The organism is Pseudomonas fluorescens group sp. PF-69, from assembly GCF_054481235.1.
The window spans coordinates 235134-252128 of the sequence record NZ_JBTMNC010000001.1 but is presented as its reverse complement, the minus strand read 5'-3'; the positions used below and the strand labels follow the sequence as shown (position 1 = coordinate 252128).

16 protein-coding genes are annotated in these 16995 nt (G+C 60.8%); 14 read left to right on the top strand and 2 right to left on the bottom strand.

The window, feature by feature from the left end; translation table 11 throughout:
* Positions 1 to 90 precede the first annotated feature (90 nt).
* From ACX3YF_RS01220 to ACX3YF_RS01155, 14 genes are all read left to right on the top strand, one after another.
* A complete protein-coding gene (locus ACX3YF_RS01220; RefSeq protein ID WP_454838386.1) occupies positions 91 to 1653 on the top strand; it encodes a methyl-accepting chemotaxis protein in 1563 nt (520 codons plus the stop codon).
* Entirely contained in the window at positions 1653 to 2189 is a 537-nt protein-coding gene (locus tag ACX3YF_RS01215; RefSeq protein ID WP_458973303.1) for a chemotaxis protein CheW, read from the top strand. The genes ACX3YF_RS01220 and ACX3YF_RS01215 overlap by 1 nt, the downstream gene beginning before the upstream one ends.
* Positions 2186 to 3469, top strand: coding sequence for a CheR family methyltransferase (locus ACX3YF_RS01210; RefSeq protein WP_458973302.1), 1284 nt, complete (start codon positions 2186 to 2188; stop codon positions 3467 to 3469). The genes ACX3YF_RS01215 and ACX3YF_RS01210 overlap by 4 nt, the downstream gene beginning before the upstream one ends.
* Complete coding sequence (locus ACX3YF_RS01205) at positions 3466 to 4149, top strand: chemotaxis protein CheW (protein ID WP_288099874.1); 684 nt, start codon at positions 3466 to 3468, stop codon at positions 4147 to 4149. Before ACX3YF_RS01210 ends, ACX3YF_RS01205 begins: the two co-directional genes overlap by 4 nt.
* Complete coding sequence (locus tag ACX3YF_RS01200) at positions 4146 to 6431, top strand: response regulator (protein WP_458946026.1); 2286 nt, start codon at positions 4146 to 4148, stop codon at positions 6429 to 6431. Before ACX3YF_RS01205 ends, ACX3YF_RS01200 begins: the two co-directional genes overlap by 4 nt.
* Positions 6428 to 7438 carry a chemotaxis response regulator protein-glutamate methylesterase gene (gene cheB / locus ACX3YF_RS01195; protein ID WP_448645885.1) on the top strand — a complete coding sequence of 337 codons (1011 nt, stop codon included), beginning with the start codon at positions 6428 to 6430 and terminating at the stop codon, positions 7436 to 7438. Before ACX3YF_RS01200 ends, cheB begins: the two co-directional genes overlap by 4 nt.
* Before the next feature lie 48 nt (positions 7439 to 7486).
* On the top strand, positions 7487 to 8488 hold the full coding sequence (locus ACX3YF_RS01190) for a response regulator (protein ID WP_130211066.1): 1002 nt from the start codon (positions 7487 to 7489) through the stop codon (positions 8486 to 8488).
* A gap of 262 nt (positions 8489 to 8750) precedes the next feature.
* A protein-coding gene (prfB, locus tag ACX3YF_RS01185; RefSeq protein ID WP_103403637.1) for a peptide chain release factor 2 occupies positions 8751 to 9846 on the top strand; the annotation gives its coding sequence in 2 pieces (ribosomal slippage) (positions 8751 to 8822 and positions 8824 to 9846; 1095 coding nt in all).
* Between the two features lie 112 nt (positions 9847 to 9958).
* Complete coding sequence (gene lysS / locus ACX3YF_RS01180; protein ID WP_130211069.1) at positions 9959 to 11461, top strand: lysine--tRNA ligase; 1503 nt, start codon at positions 9959 to 9961, stop codon at positions 11459 to 11461.
* Between the two features lie 99 nt (positions 11462 to 11560).
* Positions 11561 to 12277: a TetR/AcrR family transcriptional regulator gene (locus ACX3YF_RS01175; RefSeq protein ID WP_189340450.1), complete on the top strand. Its 717-nt coding sequence runs from the start codon at positions 11561 to 11563 to the stop codon at positions 12275 to 12277.
* Positions 12278 to 12310: 33 nt separating this feature from the next.
* Complete coding sequence (locus ACX3YF_RS01170) at positions 12311 to 12865, top strand: hypothetical protein (protein WP_196585987.1); 555 nt, start codon at positions 12311 to 12313, stop codon at positions 12863 to 12865.
* Positions 12866 to 12896: 31 nt separating this feature from the next.
* The gene (locus ACX3YF_RS01165; protein ID WP_130209616.1) at positions 12897 to 14174 is read left to right on the top strand and encodes a flavohemoglobin expression-modulating QEGLA motif protein; all 1278 of its coding nucleotides are present in this window, start codon (positions 12897 to 12899) and stop codon (positions 14172 to 14174) included.
* A 146-nt stretch (positions 14175 to 14320) separates the two neighbouring features.
* A complete protein-coding gene (locus ACX3YF_RS01160; RefSeq protein ID WP_458973301.1) occupies positions 14321 to 15235 on the top strand; it encodes an alpha/beta hydrolase in 915 nt (304 codons plus the stop codon).
* Positions 15232 to 15561 carry a hypothetical protein gene (locus ACX3YF_RS01155; RefSeq protein WP_196585989.1) on the top strand — a complete coding sequence of 110 codons (330 nt, stop codon included), beginning with the start codon at positions 15232 to 15234 and terminating at the stop codon, positions 15559 to 15561. Before ACX3YF_RS01160 ends, ACX3YF_RS01155 begins: the two co-directional genes overlap by 4 nt.
* Before the next feature lie 109 nt (positions 15562 to 15670).
* Here ACX3YF_RS01155 and ACX3YF_RS01150 read toward each other — a convergent pair whose 3' ends face one another.
* Positions 15671 to 16468 (bottom strand): OmpA family protein, encoded by a 798-nt coding sequence (locus tag ACX3YF_RS01150; RefSeq protein WP_130209720.1) that lies wholly within the window; start codon positions 16466 to 16468, stop codon positions 15671 to 15673.
* A gap of 60 nt (positions 16469 to 16528) precedes the next feature.
* On the bottom strand, positions 16529 to 16942 hold the full coding sequence (locus ACX3YF_RS01145; RefSeq protein ID WP_448645891.1) for a DUF4398 domain-containing protein: 414 nt from the start codon (positions 16940 to 16942) through the stop codon (positions 16529 to 16531).
* Positions 16943 to 16995: the final 53 nt, after the last annotated feature.

Below are 16995 nucleotides of genomic sequence, written 5' to 3'. Positions count from 1 at the left end.
GCATTTGAAAATGGCCCCTGAGGACTGATTGTGAAGAACTGGACGTTGCGCCAACGCATTTTGGCGAGTTTTGCGGTAATTATCGCCATCATGCTGTTGATGGTCGTCACCTCTTATTCACGATTGCTGAAAATCGAGGAAAGCGAAGCCAGCGTGCGTGATGACGCTTTGCCCGGGGTCTATTTCAGCTCGATGATTCGCAGCGCCTGGGTCGACACCTACCTTCAGACACAGGAAATGCTCGGACTGAAAGAAGGGCAGGGCGTCAGCGCCGAAGATGCCGCCGATTTCAAGGTTTTCGAGACGCGCCTGCAGGAGCAGCTAGCCAACTATCGCGGCACCGTCACCACGGAGGAAGACAAAATTGAATTTGCGGCCTTTGAGCAAAGGCACGAAGAGTTCAACCGAATCCATGCCGCCGTCCTCGATTTGCACAAGCGCAACCAGGAAGCTGAAGCCATCAAGTTGTTCAACGAGCAACTGACCCCGGCCTGGACGGCAGGCCGCATGAAGCTCAATGACATCATCAGCGAAAACAAGGCGGTGGCGGACAAGGACATGGCGGCCATCGATGACGCGGTGGTCACGGCAAAAATCAGCATGGGCCTCTCTCTGCTGGTCGCCATACTGGCGGCCGGCCTCTGCGGTCTGCTGTTGATGCGCGCGATCATGGCGCCGATGAACCGCATCGTCAGTATCCTTGAAGTGATGCGCACCGGTGACCTCAGCAATCGCCTGAACCTGGAGCGCAAGGACGAATTCGGCGCGGTGGAAACCGGCTTCAACGACATGATGAGCGAACTGACCTCGCTGGTGTCCCAGGCCCAGCGCTCGTCGGTGCAGGTCACCACGTCAGTCACCGAGATCGCCGCCACGTCCAAGCAACAACAGGCCACCGCCACCGAAACCGCTGCCACCACCACCGAAATCGGCGCGACCTCCCGTGAAATCGCCGCCACGTCCCGTGACCTGGTGCGCACCATGACCGAGGTCTCCAGCGCTGCCGATCAGGCCTCGGTGGCCGCCGGTTCCGGGCAGCAGGGGCTGGCGCGCATGGAGGAAACCATGCATTCGGTGATGGGCGCGGCCGATCTGGTCAACGCCAAACTGGCGATCCTCAACGAGAAGGCCGGCAACATCAATCAGGTGGTGGTCACTATCGTCAAGGTCGCCGACCAGACCAACCTGCTGTCGCTCAACGCGGCGATCGAAGCCGAGAAGGCCGGGGAATACGGTCGCGGTTTCGCCGTGGTGGCCACCGAGGTACGGCGTCTGGCGGACCAGACCGCTGTCGCCACCTATGACATCGAGCAGATGGTGCGCGAGATTCAGTCGGCGGTATCGGCCGGAGTGATGGGCATGGACAAATTCTCCGAGGAAGTGCGCCGCGGCATGTCCGAAGTGCAGCAGGTCGGCGAGCAGCTGTCGCAAATCATCCATCAGGTTCAGGCACTGGCGCCGCGCGTGTTGATGGTCAATGAGGGCATGCAGGCCCAGGCCACCGGCGCCGAGCAGATCAACCACGCCCTGGTGCAATTGGGCGATGCCAGCAGTCAGACCGTTGAATCCCTGCGCCAGGCCAGTTTCGCCATCGACGAGCTGAGTCAGGTGGCCGTAGGGCTGCGTAGCGGCGTCTCGCGATTCAAAGTCTGATGAGCGAACTCACGGCCAAACGCACTGCCGTGAAGCAGGCGTTGCATGCGTTGTTTCTGGTATTCCGCATCGGCAGCGAGCGCTATGCCTTGCAAGCCACTGAAGTCGCGGAGGTGCTGGCGCGCCAGCCCTTGAAGCCGATTGCCCATGCGCCGCACTGGGTCGCCGGGGTTTTCGCCTATCGTGGCGCGGTGGTGCCGGTGATCGACCTGTGCGCCCTGACGTTTGGCACGTCTGCCCAGGCTCGAACCAGCACCCGGCTGGTGCTGGTTCATTACCGCGCGGATGAAGGCGCAGAGACGAAATTGCTCGGCTTGATTCTGGAACAGGCCACCGACACCTTGCGATGCAACCCGACGGATTTTCAGCCCTACGGCCTCGACAATCGCCAGGCCCCTTACCTGGGGCCTGTGCGGGAAGATGCGCAAGGTTTGCTGCAATGGGTGCGGGTCGCCGACTTGCTGGACGATCAGGTGCGCGCGCTGCTGTTTCCGTCGCCGCCGCTGGACCTGGCGTTGCCAGAGGAGCGGCCATGAGCGGCGATCAGCGTTTTTTCGATTTCCTCAAGGAACACATCGGCCTTGACGTGACCTCCGTGGGGCCGGCCATCATCGAGCGTGCCGTGCGCCAGCGCAGCACCGCGTCCAATGCGTTGACCGCCGACGAATACTGGCGAATCCTGCAGGGTTCCCGAGATGAACAGCAGGCGCTGATCGAAGCGGTGATCGTTCCTGAAACCTGGTTTTTCCGTTACCCGGAATCCTTTGCCACCCTGGCGAAACTGGCGAGCAAACGTCTGGCCGAGATCAACAATCTGCGGGCCCTGCGGATTCTCAGCCTGCCATGCTCAACCGGCGAAGAGCCGTACTCGATTGCCATGGCGCTGCTGGACGCCGGGTTCCAGCCGCACCAGTTCAAGGTCGAAGGCATGGACGTCAGCCCGCTGTCGGTGGAAAAGGCCCGGTGTGCGCTGTATGGCAAGAATTCGTTTCGCGGTCAGGATATCGCCTTCCGCGACCGGCATTTCACGGCGCAGAACGACGTTTTTCGCCTCAGTGACCGGGTGCTGGACCAGGTGCGCCTGCAGGTCGGCAACGTGCTTGATCCGGCGTTGCTCGCCAACGAGCCTCCTTACGACTTCGTGTTCTGCCGCAACCTGCTGATCTATTTCGATCAGGCAACGCAACAGCAGGTGTTCGAAGTCCTCAAACGTCTGACCCACGTCGACGGTGTGCTGTTTATCGGCCCGGCCGAAGGTAGCCTGCTGGGGCGTTTCGGCATGCGCTCCATCGGCATTCCACAGTCCTTTGCCTTCAGTCGTCACAAGGCTTTGGAACCTGAACCGGCACCGGCCTTTGTTCCGGTATCATTGCCTGCGCCATTGCCCGTGCCGCGACCGGTGCGCAACGTGGTGCCCGCCCCCATGCACAGGCGCCCGTTCGCGCCTGTCGCGCCAGCCACCCCTGTGGCAAAAAAAGCCGGCGTCGATGTGGCCACGCTGTTGGCGAACATCGCCTCGCTGGCCAACGAAGGCAAGAGTGCCGAAGCCCGTGCCGCGTGCGAAAGTTACCTGCGCAACCATGAGCCGGTGGCCCAGGTGTTTTACTGGCTCGGGTTGCTCAGCGATGTGGCGGGCAATGTCCTGGAAGCCCAGGGCTTTTATCGCAAGGCGTTGTACCTCGAACCGCAACATCCCGCCGCGTTGTTGCAGCTGGCAGCCTTGCTGCAATCCCAGGGCGACACCGTGGGGGCCAGACGATTGCAGGAGCGCGCCGCCCGCAGCGAGCGCACCGCTGACCGTGAGCGTAAACGATGATCGCCTCCGACACCTTTAGCGTCACCCATGAAGATGCCCAGGCCATCGATGATTGCTGGAACCGCATCGGTATCCATGGCGACAAGTCCTGCCCGCTGCTGAGCGAACACATTCATTGCCGCAATTGCGCCGTGTATTCGACCGCCGCCACGCGCCTGCTGGATCGTTATGCGCTGCAGCAGGATGACCGCGAACAGGTGTCCAACACCGTGGAGAGTGAGGTGAAAACCCGCTCGCTATTGATGTTCCGCCTCGGCGAAGAGTGGTTGGGCCTGGCCACCCGCAGTTTGGTGGAAGTCGCGCCGTTGCAAGCGATTCACTCGTTGCCGCACCAGCGCTCCGGCGCCTTGCTCGGCGTGGCGAACGTGCGCGGTGCGCTGGTGGCGTGCCTCTCGCTGGTCGAGTTGTTGGGGCTCGATGGCATCAGCAACGTCGCCTCCGGCACACGGGTCATGCCGCGCATGTTGATCATCGCCGCCCATGGCGGGCCGGTGGTGGTGCCGGTGGATGAAGTGGACGGCATTCATGCCATCGACGAGCAGATCCTCGATGCCGCCTCGCGCTCCGGCACTCAGGCCAGTGCCAAATACACTCGAGGCGTGTTGCAATTCAAAGGTCGCAGCTTGCGTTGGCTGGATGAAGAGCAGCTATTGTCCGCCGTGACCCGGAGCCTCACATGACCCCCGAGCAGATGCGCGACACCTCTTTGCTGGAACTGTTCAGCCTGGAAGCCGAGGCCCAGACCCAAGTGCTGAGTGCGGGGCTGCTGGCCCTGGAGCGCAATCCCACCCAGGCCGATCAACTCGAATCGTGCATGCGTGCGGCACACTCGCTCAAGGGGGCGGCACGTATTGTCGGCGTGGATGCAGGCGTCAGCGTTGCCCACGTCATGGAAGATTGCCTGGTCAGCGCCCAGGAAGGCCGCCTGCTGCTGCGACCCGAACACATCGACGCGTTGCTGCAAGGCACCGATTTGCTGATGCGCATCGCGACGCCGAACAATGCTCCGCTGCCGGAAGATATCGAGGCCTATGTTGCCTTGATGGGGGCCCTGCTAGATCCGGCTGCGGCTGCCGTCCCGGTCGCGGCACCCGCCGCACCGTTGATGGCGGAACTCCAGCTCGAACCGCCGCTGGCCTGGCCCGAAGAGCCGGCGCCTGTCGTCGAGCCGCTGCCCGATGCACCGAAAAAGACCCGGCGCACCACCGAGAACGGTGAGCGGGTGCTGCGGGTCACGGCCGAACGCCTGAACGGCCTGCTCGACCTGTCGAGCAAATCCCTGGTGGAAACCCTGCGCCTCAAACCGCACCTGGCCACCATGCAGCGTCTCAAGCGCATGCAGAACAATGGCCTGCGCGCTCTGGAAAACCTCAACGTCCACCTCAAGGAGCACGCCCTGAGCCTCGAGGCCCAGGAAGCTCTCGAAGATGCACGGCGACTGTTGGCGGAGTCCCAGCAATTGCTGGTGGAAAAAAACGCCGAGCTGGATGAGTTTGTCTGGCAGGCCAGTCAACGCGCTCAGGTGTTGTACGACACCGCGCTGGCCTGTCGCATGCGTCCGTTCGCCGATGTATTGAGCGGTCAGGTGCGGATGGTCCGCGACCTCGGTCGCAGTCTCGGAAAACAGGTGCGCCTGGAAATCGAGGGTGAGAAGACCCAGGTTGACCGCGACGTGCTGGAAAAACTCGAAGCGCCGCTGACGCACCTGCTGCGCAATGCGGTCGATCACGGTATCGAAACCCCTGAGCAACGGCTGTTGGCGGGCAAACCGGCAGAGGGCCTGATCCGGTTGCGCGCATCACATCAGGCGGGCTTGCTGGTGCTGGAACTGAGCGATGACGGCAACGGCGTCGACCTTGAGAGGGTCCGCAGCAGCATCATCGAGCGCCAGTTATCCCCGGAGCAAACCGCTGCCCAACTCAGCGAAGAGGAACTGCTGACCTTCCTGTTCCTGCCGGGTTTCAGCCTGCGCGACACGGTCACTGAAGTCTCCGGACGCGGTGTCGGTCTGGACGCGGTGCAGCATATGGTCCGCCAGTTGCGGGGCGCAGTGGTGCTGGAGCAGACGGCGGGCGAGGGCAGTCGCTTCCATCTCGAGGTGCCGCTGACCCTGTCGGTGGTGCGCAGCCTGGTGGTGGAAGTGGGCGGCGAGGCCTATGCCTTTCCCCTGGCCCACATCGAACACATGTGCGATCTGGAGGCGGCGGACATCGTGCAGGTCGAGGGGCGTCAGCATTTTTGGTACGAGGGCCGGCATGTCGGCCTGGTGGCGGCCAGTCAGCTGTTGCAGCGTCCGGTCAATCAAGGCCACCAACCGACCCTGAAGGTGGTGGTGATCCGCGAGCGCGATACGATCTACGGCGTGGCGGTCGAGCGCTTTATCGGCGAGCGGACCCTGGTGGTGTTGCCGCTGGATGAGCGTCTGGGCAAGGTCCAGGACATTTCTGCCGGGGCTTTGCTCGACGACGGATCGGTGGTGCTGATCGTCGACGTCGAGGACATGCTGCGCTCGGTGGATAAACTGCTCAATACCGGGCGCCTGGAGCGCATTGCCCGACACGGCGACCAGGCCGTCGAGGTGGCCCGCAAGCGGATTCTGGTGGTCGACGACTCCCTGACCGTGCGTGAGCTGCAGCGCAAACTGTTGCTTAATCGGGGCTATGACGTGGCCGTGGCGGTCGACGGCATGGACGGCTGGAATGCGCTGCGTTCAGAGGATTTCGATCTGCTGATTACCGACATTGATATGCCGCGCATGGACGGCATCGAGCTGGTGACTTTGTTGCGCCGGGACAATCGATTGCAATCGCTGCCGGTGATGGTGGTGTCCTACAAGGATCGTGAAGAGGATCGTCGCCGTGGACTGGACGCTGGAGCCGACTATTATCTAGCCAAAGCCAGTTTTCATGACGACGCCCTGCTCGATGCAGTGGTTGAGCTCATAGGAGGAGCGCGGGCATGAAAATCGCCATCGTCAACGACATGCCCATGGCCGTGGAAGCGCTGCGCCGGGCGCTGGCCTTCGAGCCGGCGCACCAGGTGATCTGGGTGGCCGGCAACGGCGAGGAGGCTGTGCAAAAGGCTGCCGGGCAGACGCCGGATCTGATTTTGATGGACCTGATCATGCCGGTGATGGACGGGGTGGAAGCCACCCGCCGGATCATGGCCGAGACGCCGTGTGCCATTGTCATCGTGACCGTGGATCGCCAGCAGAACGTGCACCGGGTCTTCGAAGCCATGGGCCATGGGGCTCTGGATGTGGTCGATACTCCGGCCCTCGGTGCCGGCAACGCCCAGGAAGCGGCGGCGCCCTTGTTGCGCAAGATCATGAACATCGGCTGGCTGATCGGCGATAAACGCGCTCGGGAACGTCCGGCGCCAAGTCCGGCGCGCAGTTCTGCCTCGGCCAAGCGCCTGATCGCCATCGGCTCTTCAGCGGGCGGTCCGGCGGCGCTGGAAGTCTTGCTCAAAGGCCTGCCGAAGGATTTTCCCGCCGCCATCGTGCTGGTGCAACACGTCGACCAGGTGTTCGCCGCCGGCATGGCCGAATGGCTCGGCAGCGCCAGTGGGCTCAAGGTGCGCCTGGCCATGGAAGGCGATACGCCGCAAAGCGGCACGGTGCTGCTGGCCGGCACCAATCACCATATTCGTTTGTTGAAAAACGGCACGCTGGCTTACACCGCCGAGCCGGTCAACGAAATCTATCGGCCTTCTATCGATGTGTTTTTCGAGAGTGTGGCCAATTACTGGAACGGCGATGCGGTGGGCGTGTTGCTCACCGGCATGGGGCGTGATGGTGCACAGGGGCTTAAACTCATGCGCCAACAGGGCTACCTGACCATCGCTCAGGACCAACAAAGCAGCGCGGTGTATGGCATGCCGAAGGCGGCCGCGGCCATCGACGCCGCTGTGGAAATCCGTGCGCTGGAAAAGATAGCGCCACGATTGCTGGAGATTTTCCCCAAATGACGACTTTTCGCAGCAATCCTGGCCCAAGCAGTATTCAGGTGAACGCAGATGAATGATTTACAGCTCGACGACTTCAAGACTGACGAAAACGCCGCCATGGTGTTGTTGGTGGATGATCAGGCGATGATCGGCGAGGCGGTGCGGCGCGGGTTGTCGAATGAAGAAAACATCGACTTCCATTTCTGCGCCGACCCGCACCAGGCCGTTGCCCATGCGGTTCGCATCAAGCCGACCGTGATCCTTCAGGACCTGGTCATGCCCGGTCTGGACGGCCTGAGTCTGGTGCGCGAATACCGCAATCATCCGGCGACCAAGGACATCCCGATCATCGTCCTGTCGACCAAGGAAGACCCGTTGATCAAGAGCGCTGCGTTCGCGGCCGGGGCCAACGATTATCTGGTCAAGCTACCGGACAACATCGAGCTGGTCGCGCGCATTCGCTATCACTCGCGTTCCTACATGACCCTGTTGCAACGGGACGCGGCCTATCGTGCCCTGCGCGTCAGTCAGCAGCAGTTGCTCGACACCAACCTGGTGCTGCAACGCCTGATGAACTCCGACGGCCTGACCGGTCTGTCGAACCGTCGGCATTTCGATGAATACATCGAGCTTGAATGGCGCCGCTCCCTGCGCGAGCAGAGCCAATTGTCACTGCTGATGATCGACGTGGATTACTTCAAGACCTTCAATGACACCTTCGGCCACCTGGAAGGCGACGAGGCCTTGCGCAAGGTGGCCACGGCGATCCGCGATGCCAGTGCCCGGCCTTCGGACCTGCCGGCCCGTTACGGCGGCGAAGAATTCGCCCTGGTCCTGCCCAACACCTCCCCGGGCGGTGCACGGCTGGTGGCGGAAAAACTGCGCATGACCGTGCAAGCCCTGAAGATCCCGCACATTTCCCCGAGTGAAGGCTCAAGCCTGACCATCAGCATCGGCCTGTCGACCATCACCCCGATAGCAGGCAGCAATTGCCGCGAATTGATCTCGGCAGCGGACAAGGGGCTGTATCTGGCGAAGAATAATGGGCGCAATCAGGTGGGGATTGGGTGAGCCGCCTATTCTGCTAATCAACGCATTCCTTGCGGGAGCGAGCTTGCCCGCGAAAGCGGCGGGTCAGTCAACCTCGATGTTGAAGGTTATACCGTCATCGTCGGAACGCCGCCCGGAGCAAGCTCGCGGCCACAGGTTTGGTGTTTTGACTGATCAATGTTTCCCCTGAACCCTGCCTTTTCGGCCAAGCGGACTGCCGTTTCCAGCCGTTTGCCGTTATACTCGCCGGCTTTCAAAAGTTCGCCAACGAGTGCTGCCCGCCATGGAAATCAACCCGATCCTGAACACCATCAAGGACCTGTCCGAGCGCTCCGAAACCATTCGGGGGTATCTTTGACTACGATCAAAAGCATGAGCGTCTGACCGAGGTCAATCGCGAGCTTGAAGATCCGAATGTCTGGAACAAACCTGAATACGCCCAGGAGCTGGGCCGCGAGCGCTCTGCGCTGGCTCAGATCGTCGAAACCCTGGACGAACTGAACGCTGGTCTGGCCGATTGCCGCGACCTGCTGGACATGGCCGTCGAAGAAAACGACGAAGGCGCGGTCGGCGATGTTGTCGCCGAGCTGGCCCGTCTCGAGGAAAACCTCGCCAAGCTTGAATTCCGCCGCATGTTCAGCCACGAAATGGACCCGAACAACGCCTACCTGGACATCCAGGCCGGCTCCGGCGGTACCGAAGCCCAGGACTGGGCCAACATTCTGCTGCGCATGTACCTGCGCTGGGCCGACAAACGCGGTTTCGACGCGACCATCATGGAGTTGTCCGCCGGTGAAGTCGCCGGGATCAAGGGCGCTACCGTGCACATCAAGGGCGAATACGCCTTTGGCTGGCTGCGTACCGAGATCGGCGTACACCGTCTGGTGCGCAAGAGCCCGTTCGACTCCGGCAACCGTCGTCACACATCGTTCTCTGCGGTGTTCGTTTCCCCGGAGATCGATGACAAGGTGGAAATCGAGATCAACCCGGCGGACCTGCGGATCGATACCTATCGTTCCTCCGGTGCCGGTGGTCAGCACGTAAACACCACCGACTCGGCCGTACGGATCACCCACGTACCGACCAACACCGTGGTCAGCTGCCAGAACGAACGTTCCCAGCACGCCAACAAGGACACCGCCATGAAAATGCTGCGGGCCAAGTTGTACGAGCAGGAAATGCAGAAACGCAACGCGGCCTCCCAGGCCCTGGAAGACACCAAGTCCGATATCGGCTGGGGTCACCAGATTCGTTCGTATGTGCTGGATGCCTCGCGGATCAAGGATCTGCGCACCAACATCGAACGCAGCGACTGCGACAAGGTGCTCGATGGCGACATCGACGAATACCTGGAAGCCAGCCTGAAATCCGGGCTGTAAAAGACGTAACACAGGATCGGCTGATTCAACGCGATCCCTGTAGGAGCCAGCCTGCTGGCGATCCCCGGCCGCAGGCCGGGGGCAACGAACCCGTGATGGAATATCTAAAGACATGAGCGACCTAGAACTCGACCCGCAAGCCCTGCAACAGGAAGAAAACTCCCTGATCGCCCTGCGCAAGGAAAAGCTGGCTGCCGAGCGCGCCAAGGGCAATGCCTTCCCGAATGACTTCCGCCGCGAAAACTACTGCGATGCCTTGCAGAAAGAGTACGCGGACAAGACCAAGGAAGAGCTGGCAGAGGCTGCGATTCCGGTCAAGGTTGCCGGTCGTATCATGCTCAACCGTGGCTCGTTCATGGTGATCCAGGACATGACCGGGCGCATCCAGGTCTACGTCAACCGCAAGACCCTGTCCGAAGAAACCCTGGCCTCGGTGAAAACCTGGGACATGGGCGACATCATTGCCGCCGAAGGTACCCTGGCCCGTTCCGGCAAGGGCGACCTGTACGTCGAAATGACCAGCGTGCGCCTGCTGACCAAATCCCTGCGCCCGCTGCCGGACAAGCACCACGGCCTGACCGATACCGAGCAACGCTACCGTCAGCGTTACGTTGACCTGATCGTCAACGAAGACGTGCGCCAGACCTTCCGCGTGCGTTCGCAAGTCATCGCCCACATCCGCAGCTTCCTGATGAAGCGTGACTTCCTGGAAGTGGAAACGCCGATGCTGCAAACCATTCCGGGCGGCGCGGCAGCCAAGCCGTTCGAAACCCACCACAACGCCCTGGACATGGAAATGTTCCTGCGTATCGCGCCTGAGCTGTACCTCAAGCGTCTGGTGGTTGGTGGTTTTGAAAAAGTGTTCGAGATCAACCGCAACTTCCGTAACGAAGGCGTTTCGACTCGTCACAACCCTGAATTCACCATGTTGGAGTTCTACCAGGCTTACGCCGACTACGAAGACAACATGGACCTGACCGAAGAACTGTTCCGTGAACTGGCGCAGCTGGTTCTGGGCAGCACCGACGTGCCGTACGGCGACAAGGTGTTCCACTTCGGCGAGCCGTTCGTGCGCCTGTCGGTGTTCGACTCGATCCTCAAGTACAACCCCGAGCTGACCGCTGACGACCTGAACGACATCGACAAGGCCCGTGACATTGCCAAGAAGGCCGGCGCCAAGGTGCTGGGCTTCGAAGGTCTGGGCAAGCTGCAGGTGATGATTTTCGAAGAGCTGGTCGAGCACAAGCTGGAACAGCCACACTTCATCACCCAGTACCCGTTCGAAGTGTCGCCGCTGGCTCGTCGTAACGACGAGAACCCGAACGTCACCGACCGTTTCGAGCTGTTCATCGGTGGCCGTGAAATCGCCAACGCCTACTCCGAGTTGAACGACGCGGAAGACCAGGCCGAACGCTTCATGGCGCAGGTGGCCGACAAGGACGCCGGCGACGACGAAGCCATGCACTTCGACGCCGACTTCGTTCGCGCGCTGGAATACGGCATGCCGCCAACGGCGGGTGAAGGTATCGGCATCGACCGTCTGGTGATGCTGCTGACCAACTCCCCGTCGATCCGCGACGTGATCCTGTTCCCGCACATGCGGCCGCAAGCGTAAGTGTTTTAACTAAAAAACCGCCTCTTCAGGCGGTTTTTTATTGCCTGTCTGGTACAAACGTATCAGTTTGTTGCTTTCATTTGAGAGGAAAGACCTGTCGTGAATCGTGCAATGGCTCAAGAAGGTGCAGCGGGTATCGCCACTGCGGTCGCTGAAAGTGTTCAGTACCAGGGCCGCAAGGCCAGCCGGCAGGGCAGCGAGCAGCGTCGACAGGACATTCTTGATGCGGCGATGCGCATTGTCGTGCGCGATGGCGTGCGGGCCGTGCGCCACCGCGCCGTGGCCGCCGAGGCCAATGTGCCGTTGTCGGCGACCACCTACTACTTCAAGGATATCGATGACCTGCTCACCGATACTTTCGCCCAATACGTGGAGCGCAGCGCGGCCTACATGGCCAAGTTGTGGGTGAATAACGAAGGCCTGCTGCGCGAAATGGTCGACAGCGGCGATGGCAGCCCGCAGGCCCGCTCCAGGCTGGCGGACGATATCGCACGGCTGATGACGGATTATGTGCACCGGCAACTGGTCACCCGTCGCGAACATCTGATGGCCGAGCAGGCGTTCCGCCAGGAAGCGCTGCTGAACCCGCGCCTGGCCGAGTTGGTGCGCTCGCACCAGCAGATTCTCCTGCAGGGCTCCTGCCAGCTGTTTCAGGTATTGGGTTCCCGTGAGCCGCAACAGGATGCCAAAGTGTTGACGGCTATAATCGGACGGATGGAATATCAGGGCCTGCTCAACGACGCCGAACCGGTGGCCGAAGAGGAAATGCTCGGCATCCTGACGCGCTACATGCATTTGGTATTGGCGTCGGTTTAATTCCTGTAGGCGTCCGTTCATAGGGAGTGTTGAATGAAAGCCTGGCGTGTCGTCGTGATCGCCTTGTCGTTCCTGCTGCTCAGTGGCTGCCTGGTGACCTTCAAGGAGCCGCTGCCCACGAACGAGCCCGCGCCCAAAGGATTGCTCGGCAAATGGACCAGCACCAACGCCTGGGGTGAGCCGCTGAATCTGGAGTTGACGCGCGTCGGTGATAATCAGTATCAGGCGGTCAGCTACTTTCGCGCCAAGCCCAAGGAGCGCGAAGCCTATCCTTTCACGGTGTCGCGACATGGCAGTCGCTGGTATCTGTCGGCGAAAGTACCTGCGCAGTTCGGCGGGCATTTCACGATTGCCGGCTTCGAACTGACCGACAAACATGAACTGGTGGTCTACAACCTCGATCTCGAGCAGATCAACCAGGCATTGCAGCAAAAGGTCCTGAGCGGCGATGGCTTTCAAACGGTCGAAGGCGATGGCGTGTTGATCAACAGCAACATGGGCCAGGTGTCCGCCTACCTCGATGACCCGGCCAATTCCGATGTGTTCGTCGAGGTGGTGCGTTATCAGCGCCAGGCCAAGGCCAAATAAACCCACATAACGCTTTCAACAGGAGTTTCGGGTGGACGAATACCAGCAGTCGATACGCATTTTGTCCGATCGCATTGTGCTGGCGCAGACGCCGATCCGCGTCCTCGATGCAGTCAAGTGGGACGACAACATTCGCCAGCGTTTCCTCAAGGCCAAGGGCAAGGAATTGCCAGCGGTGGACCGCGACTATTACCTGAACCGGCCGCTGTCCTTCGACTCCAGCAAAGTGAAGCTGGAGTTCCAGAACATCGAGCGCGACATCACCCGCCAGCTCGGCCAGTTCAACCCGGTCGGCCAGATCATGCGGCGCATGTGCAAGGAATACCGGATGGTGGTGCGCATGCTCGAAGCGCGCGGCACCGAGGATTTCGGCCTGATTTCCCAGGAGTTGTACGGTGCCGCGTCCGACGCGTTCCACGCCGGCGACCCGACGCTGTCCGACCTGGGGCTGATGCTCTCCGATTACCTGAACAACATCGACGGCCGTGGCGACCTCAAGGATGAACCGAAGACGCTGACGGCCAAGGATGCGGTGGAAATGCTGCAGCATCGCTTGAACAAGGTGTTCGGCGAGGCCGAGGAGACCATTCGGGTGTTCGAGTCCGACGGGATCGTCGCCGATGCGGCGGCCGGTGCCGACTACATCAAGATCCGCGCCGACGCGATGTTCAACCAGCGCGATGTGCGCGCCCTGGAAGTTCACGAAGGGCTGGTGCACGTCGGCACCACGCTCAATGGCCTGAACCAGCCGATCTGCACCTTCCTGGCCAAGGGCCCGCCCTCCTCGACGGTGACTCAGGAAGGCCTGGCGATCCTGATGGAAATCATCACCTTCGCCTCCTATCCGAGCCGCCTGCGCAAGCTGACCAACCGTACCCGCGCCATTCACATGGTGGAGGAGGGTGCCGACTTCCTGCAGGTGTTCGAGTTTTTCCGCGAGCAGGGTTTTGAAATGGCGGAAAGCTACAGCAACACCAGTCGCGTTTTCCGAGGCTCGGTGCCGACAGGTCTGCCATTTACCAAAGACTTGTCCTACCTCAAGGGCTTCATCATGATTTACAACTACATTCAGTTGGCCGTGCGCAAAGGCAAACTGGAGCAGATACCGCTGCTGTTTTGCGGCAAGACCACGCTGGAAGACATGCGCACCCTGCGGCAGTTGGTGGATGAAGGGCTGGTGGTACCGCCCAAGTACTTGCCGGAGCAGTTCCGCGACATGAATGCGTTGTCGGCGTGGATGTGCTTCTCCAACTTCCTCAATCACCTGAGCCTGGACCGGATCGAGGCGGATTACTCCAACATCCTGTAGCGGTAAGCCATGGACCATTGTGGGAGCGAGCCTGCTCGCGATAGCGGTTTTACATTCAACATTAATGTTGCCTGATGCACCGCCATCGCGATCAGGCTCGCTCCCACAGGGTTCGGCCTTCTTCTTTTTTTGCGAGGTTTCAACGGATGAGAATCCTCGGCGTTATCTGCTTTCTTCTGGCCTTGAACGGTTGCAGTTCGCTGCTGTTCTACCCCGAACCCGGCCAGTTGTTCACCCCGGAAAAAGCCAGGCTCGAATACCGTGACGTCACCCTGACCACTGCCGACGGCCTGCGCCTGCACGCCTGGTGGTTGCCGGCCAAGCAGGGCGTCGAGGTCAAGGGCACGGTGTTGCACCTGCACGGCAATGGCGGAAACCTGCCCATGCATCTGGGTGGCAGCTATTGGTTGCCGGAAAAGGGTTACCAAGTGTTGCTGGTGGACTATCGCGGTTATGGCCTGTCCGAAGGCGAGCCGAGCCTGCCGGCGATCTATCAGGATATCGACGCGGCATTCGCCTGGCTGGACCAGGCCCCGGAGGTCAAGGGCAAGCCGGTGATCCTCCTCGGTCAGAGCCTCGGCGGTTCGATGGCGGTTCATTACCTCGTGCAACACCCCGAGCGGCAGAAACAACTCAAGGCGATTGTGCTCGACGGCGTGCCCGCCAGTTATCGCAGTGTCGGTCAGTTTGCCCTGAGCCAGTCATGGCTGACCTGGGCGTTTCAGGTGCCGCTGTCCTGGCTGGTGCCGGACGGTGACAGCGCGATCAGCTCCATGGCGCAGCTCAATGGCGTGCCGAAATTGATCTACCACAGCATCGACGATCCGATCGTGCCTCTTTCCAACGGCATCCGTCTGTATCAAGCTGCGCCGCCGCCGCGCGTGCTGCAACTGACCCGCGGCGGTCACGTGCAGACATTCGCCGATCCGGTCTGGCGCAAAGTCATGCTGCGTTTTCTCGACGACCCGCAGCATTTCAATGGTCTGCGCCGCCTGGGTGAGATCCCCAATTACCCGGCACCCGAACATTCTGAAGATGAACCACCAGAGAGCCCGCAATGAGTGAAGAACGTAACGCCATCCCGCTGATCATCACCGGTATTTGCAGCATCCTCGGCACTGTGGGTGCCCTGTGGTGGTACGGCTACCTGCACTTCGCCAAGCCTGAGGATGCGTTGCTGCTCAACGAATTCACCATGCTCAAGACCGTGCCGGGTGAGGACTACAAAGTCTCCCTGGAACCGGCCGCCCAGGTGGCGCAATGCATCGATGGCGTGCTGGTGCTGTTCGACACCGAGCAGAAAGGCCTGACCGGGGTGCTGATCGACAACAAGAAAAAAGCCGTGCGTTGCATGGGCCAGGAAACGCCGCAGAAGCTGCAACCCTGAACAGAAAATAAATGTGGGAGCGAGCCTGCTCGCGATGGCGGCGTGACAGTCAACACCGATGTTGAATGTCCAGGCCTCATCGCGAGCAGGCTCGCTCCCACAGTGGTTTTTACTGGGTGTTGGCACTCACCGCCGAACGTGGAATCACCGGTTGGTTATCGTTGGAAATCGTCACTTCCACCCGACGATTCTGTGCCCGTCCCGATACGCTGGTGTTATCCGCCACCGGGTATTCCTTGCCATAACCCTGGGCGACGATGCGGGTCGGGTCGACGCCCATTTTCACCAGCGCCATGCGCACGGAGCTGGCGCGTCGTTCCGACAGCGACTGGTTGTGCGATGCCGTACCGGTGCTGTCGGTGTAGCCTTCGACGATGACCTTGCGGTCGGGGTTTTCCTGGAGGTACTGCGCCAGTTTGTTGATGTTCATCAGGCCATTGGATTTCAGCTCGGCCTTGTCGGTGGCAAACAGCACGTCACCGAAGGTCACCAGCGTGCCGCGATCGGTTTGCCTGGCGTTGAGGCTGTCCTGCAATTGCTTGATCTGCTGGTCACGCGCATCCAGGCGGGCCTGGGCACGTTGCGCAGAAGCGTTTTTAAGGTTGGCTTCCGCAGTGCGCAGGGCGATGGTCTGTTTCGCCACTTCCACACGCTGGTTGGTCAGATAGGCCAGTTGATCGACTTTGGCCGGGTCTTCCTTGTCCAGATAGGCCTTGTCGGCCATGTCCAGATAATCGCTGGCGTCCTTGGTTTCCAGCGCCGCGACTTTGCTCGCCTGCGGGTTGGCTTGCAGGCCGGAATAGTTGGTGCGGGCCTGTTCGAGGTTGGCGTTGGGCGGTGTGGAGCACGCCGCCAGGGCAACACTGGCGGCCAGCAGGGCAGGGATCATCAATTGTTTGGCATTCATGCATTTGGAAATCATGGTTTCGTCCTTTTAGTCGAGTAAGAAATACGTCGTGCCGCGCTGTTACTGAACGGTGCGCTGGCTTTCCTGACGCAGTTCCTGAACCCCTTGGCGAGAGTCCTTCACCGCTTGTTCGGCTTTCATCGCCTGGGCTTTGCGTTCCGCCACGCGAGCGTCCCATTCGGCTTGCTCGGCCAGGGTTCTCGCCTGCTCGTATTTCTTGTCGTGCATGGCGATTTCGGCTTGTTTGAGCTTGTCTTGCGCCGACTTCATTTCCACCGCCGCGAATTCAGGGCCGCCCGCGCTGACAGCGTTATTGACCGCTGACTCGGTGACGGCGAATTGTTCGGTGGGCGGGTTACCGGCGCAACCGGCCAGTACGAGACTGCCGCCGAGGGCGAGGGCTGCCATTTTCAGGCCATGCAGAGGGGTGGATGAGGATTTGCCAGTAGCGGTTTTCATGATCTTCAACTCCATTGGACTAACTCCTGAACAACTAAAAAATCCATCCTGGGCAAAGGAGCCGCGAC

Coding starts and splice junctions, on each gene's coding strand:
- ACX3YF_RS01150 (WP_130209720.1), bottom strand. CDS start 16,468: ATGAATGCCAAACAATTGATGATCCCTGCCCTGCTGGCCGCCAGTGTT.
- ACX3YF_RS01155 (WP_196585989.1), top strand. CDS start 15,232: ATGAGTGAAGAACGTAACGCCATCCCGCTGATCATCACCGGTATTTGC.
- cheB (WP_448645885.1), top strand. CDS start 6,428: ATGAAAATCGCCATCGTCAACGACATGCCCATGGCCGTGGAAGCGCTG.
- lysS (WP_130211069.1), top strand. CDS start 9,959: ATGAGCGACCTAGAACTCGACCCGCAAGCCCTGCAACAGGAAGAAAAC.
- ACX3YF_RS01200 (WP_458946026.1), top strand. CDS start 4,146: ATGACCCCCGAGCAGATGCGCGACACCTCTTTGCTGGAACTGTTCAGC.
- ACX3YF_RS01205 (WP_288099874.1), top strand. CDS start 3,466: ATGATCGCCTCCGACACCTTTAGCGTCACCCATGAAGATGCCCAGGCC.
- ACX3YF_RS01170 (WP_196585987.1), top strand. CDS start 12,311: ATGAAAGCCTGGCGTGTCGTCGTGATCGCCTTGTCGTTCCTGCTGCTC.
- ACX3YF_RS01215 (WP_458973303.1), top strand. CDS start 1,653: ATGAGCGAACTCACGGCCAAACGCACTGCCGTGAAGCAGGCGTTGCAT.
- ACX3YF_RS01190 (WP_130211066.1), top strand. CDS start 7,487: ATGAATGATTTACAGCTCGACGACTTCAAGACTGACGAAAACGCCGCC.
- ACX3YF_RS01220 (WP_454838386.1), top strand. CDS start 91: ATGCTGTTGATGGTCGTCACCTCTTATTCACGATTGCTGAAAATCGAG.
- ACX3YF_RS01210 (WP_458973302.1), top strand. CDS start 2,186: ATGAGCGGCGATCAGCGTTTTTTCGATTTCCTCAAGGAACACATCGGC.
- ACX3YF_RS01145 (WP_448645891.1), bottom strand. CDS start 16,942: ATGGAGTTGAAGATCATGAAAACCGCTACTGGCAAATCCTCATCCACC.
- ACX3YF_RS01160 (WP_458973301.1), top strand. CDS start 14,321: ATGAGAATCCTCGGCGTTATCTGCTTTCTTCTGGCCTTGAACGGTTGC.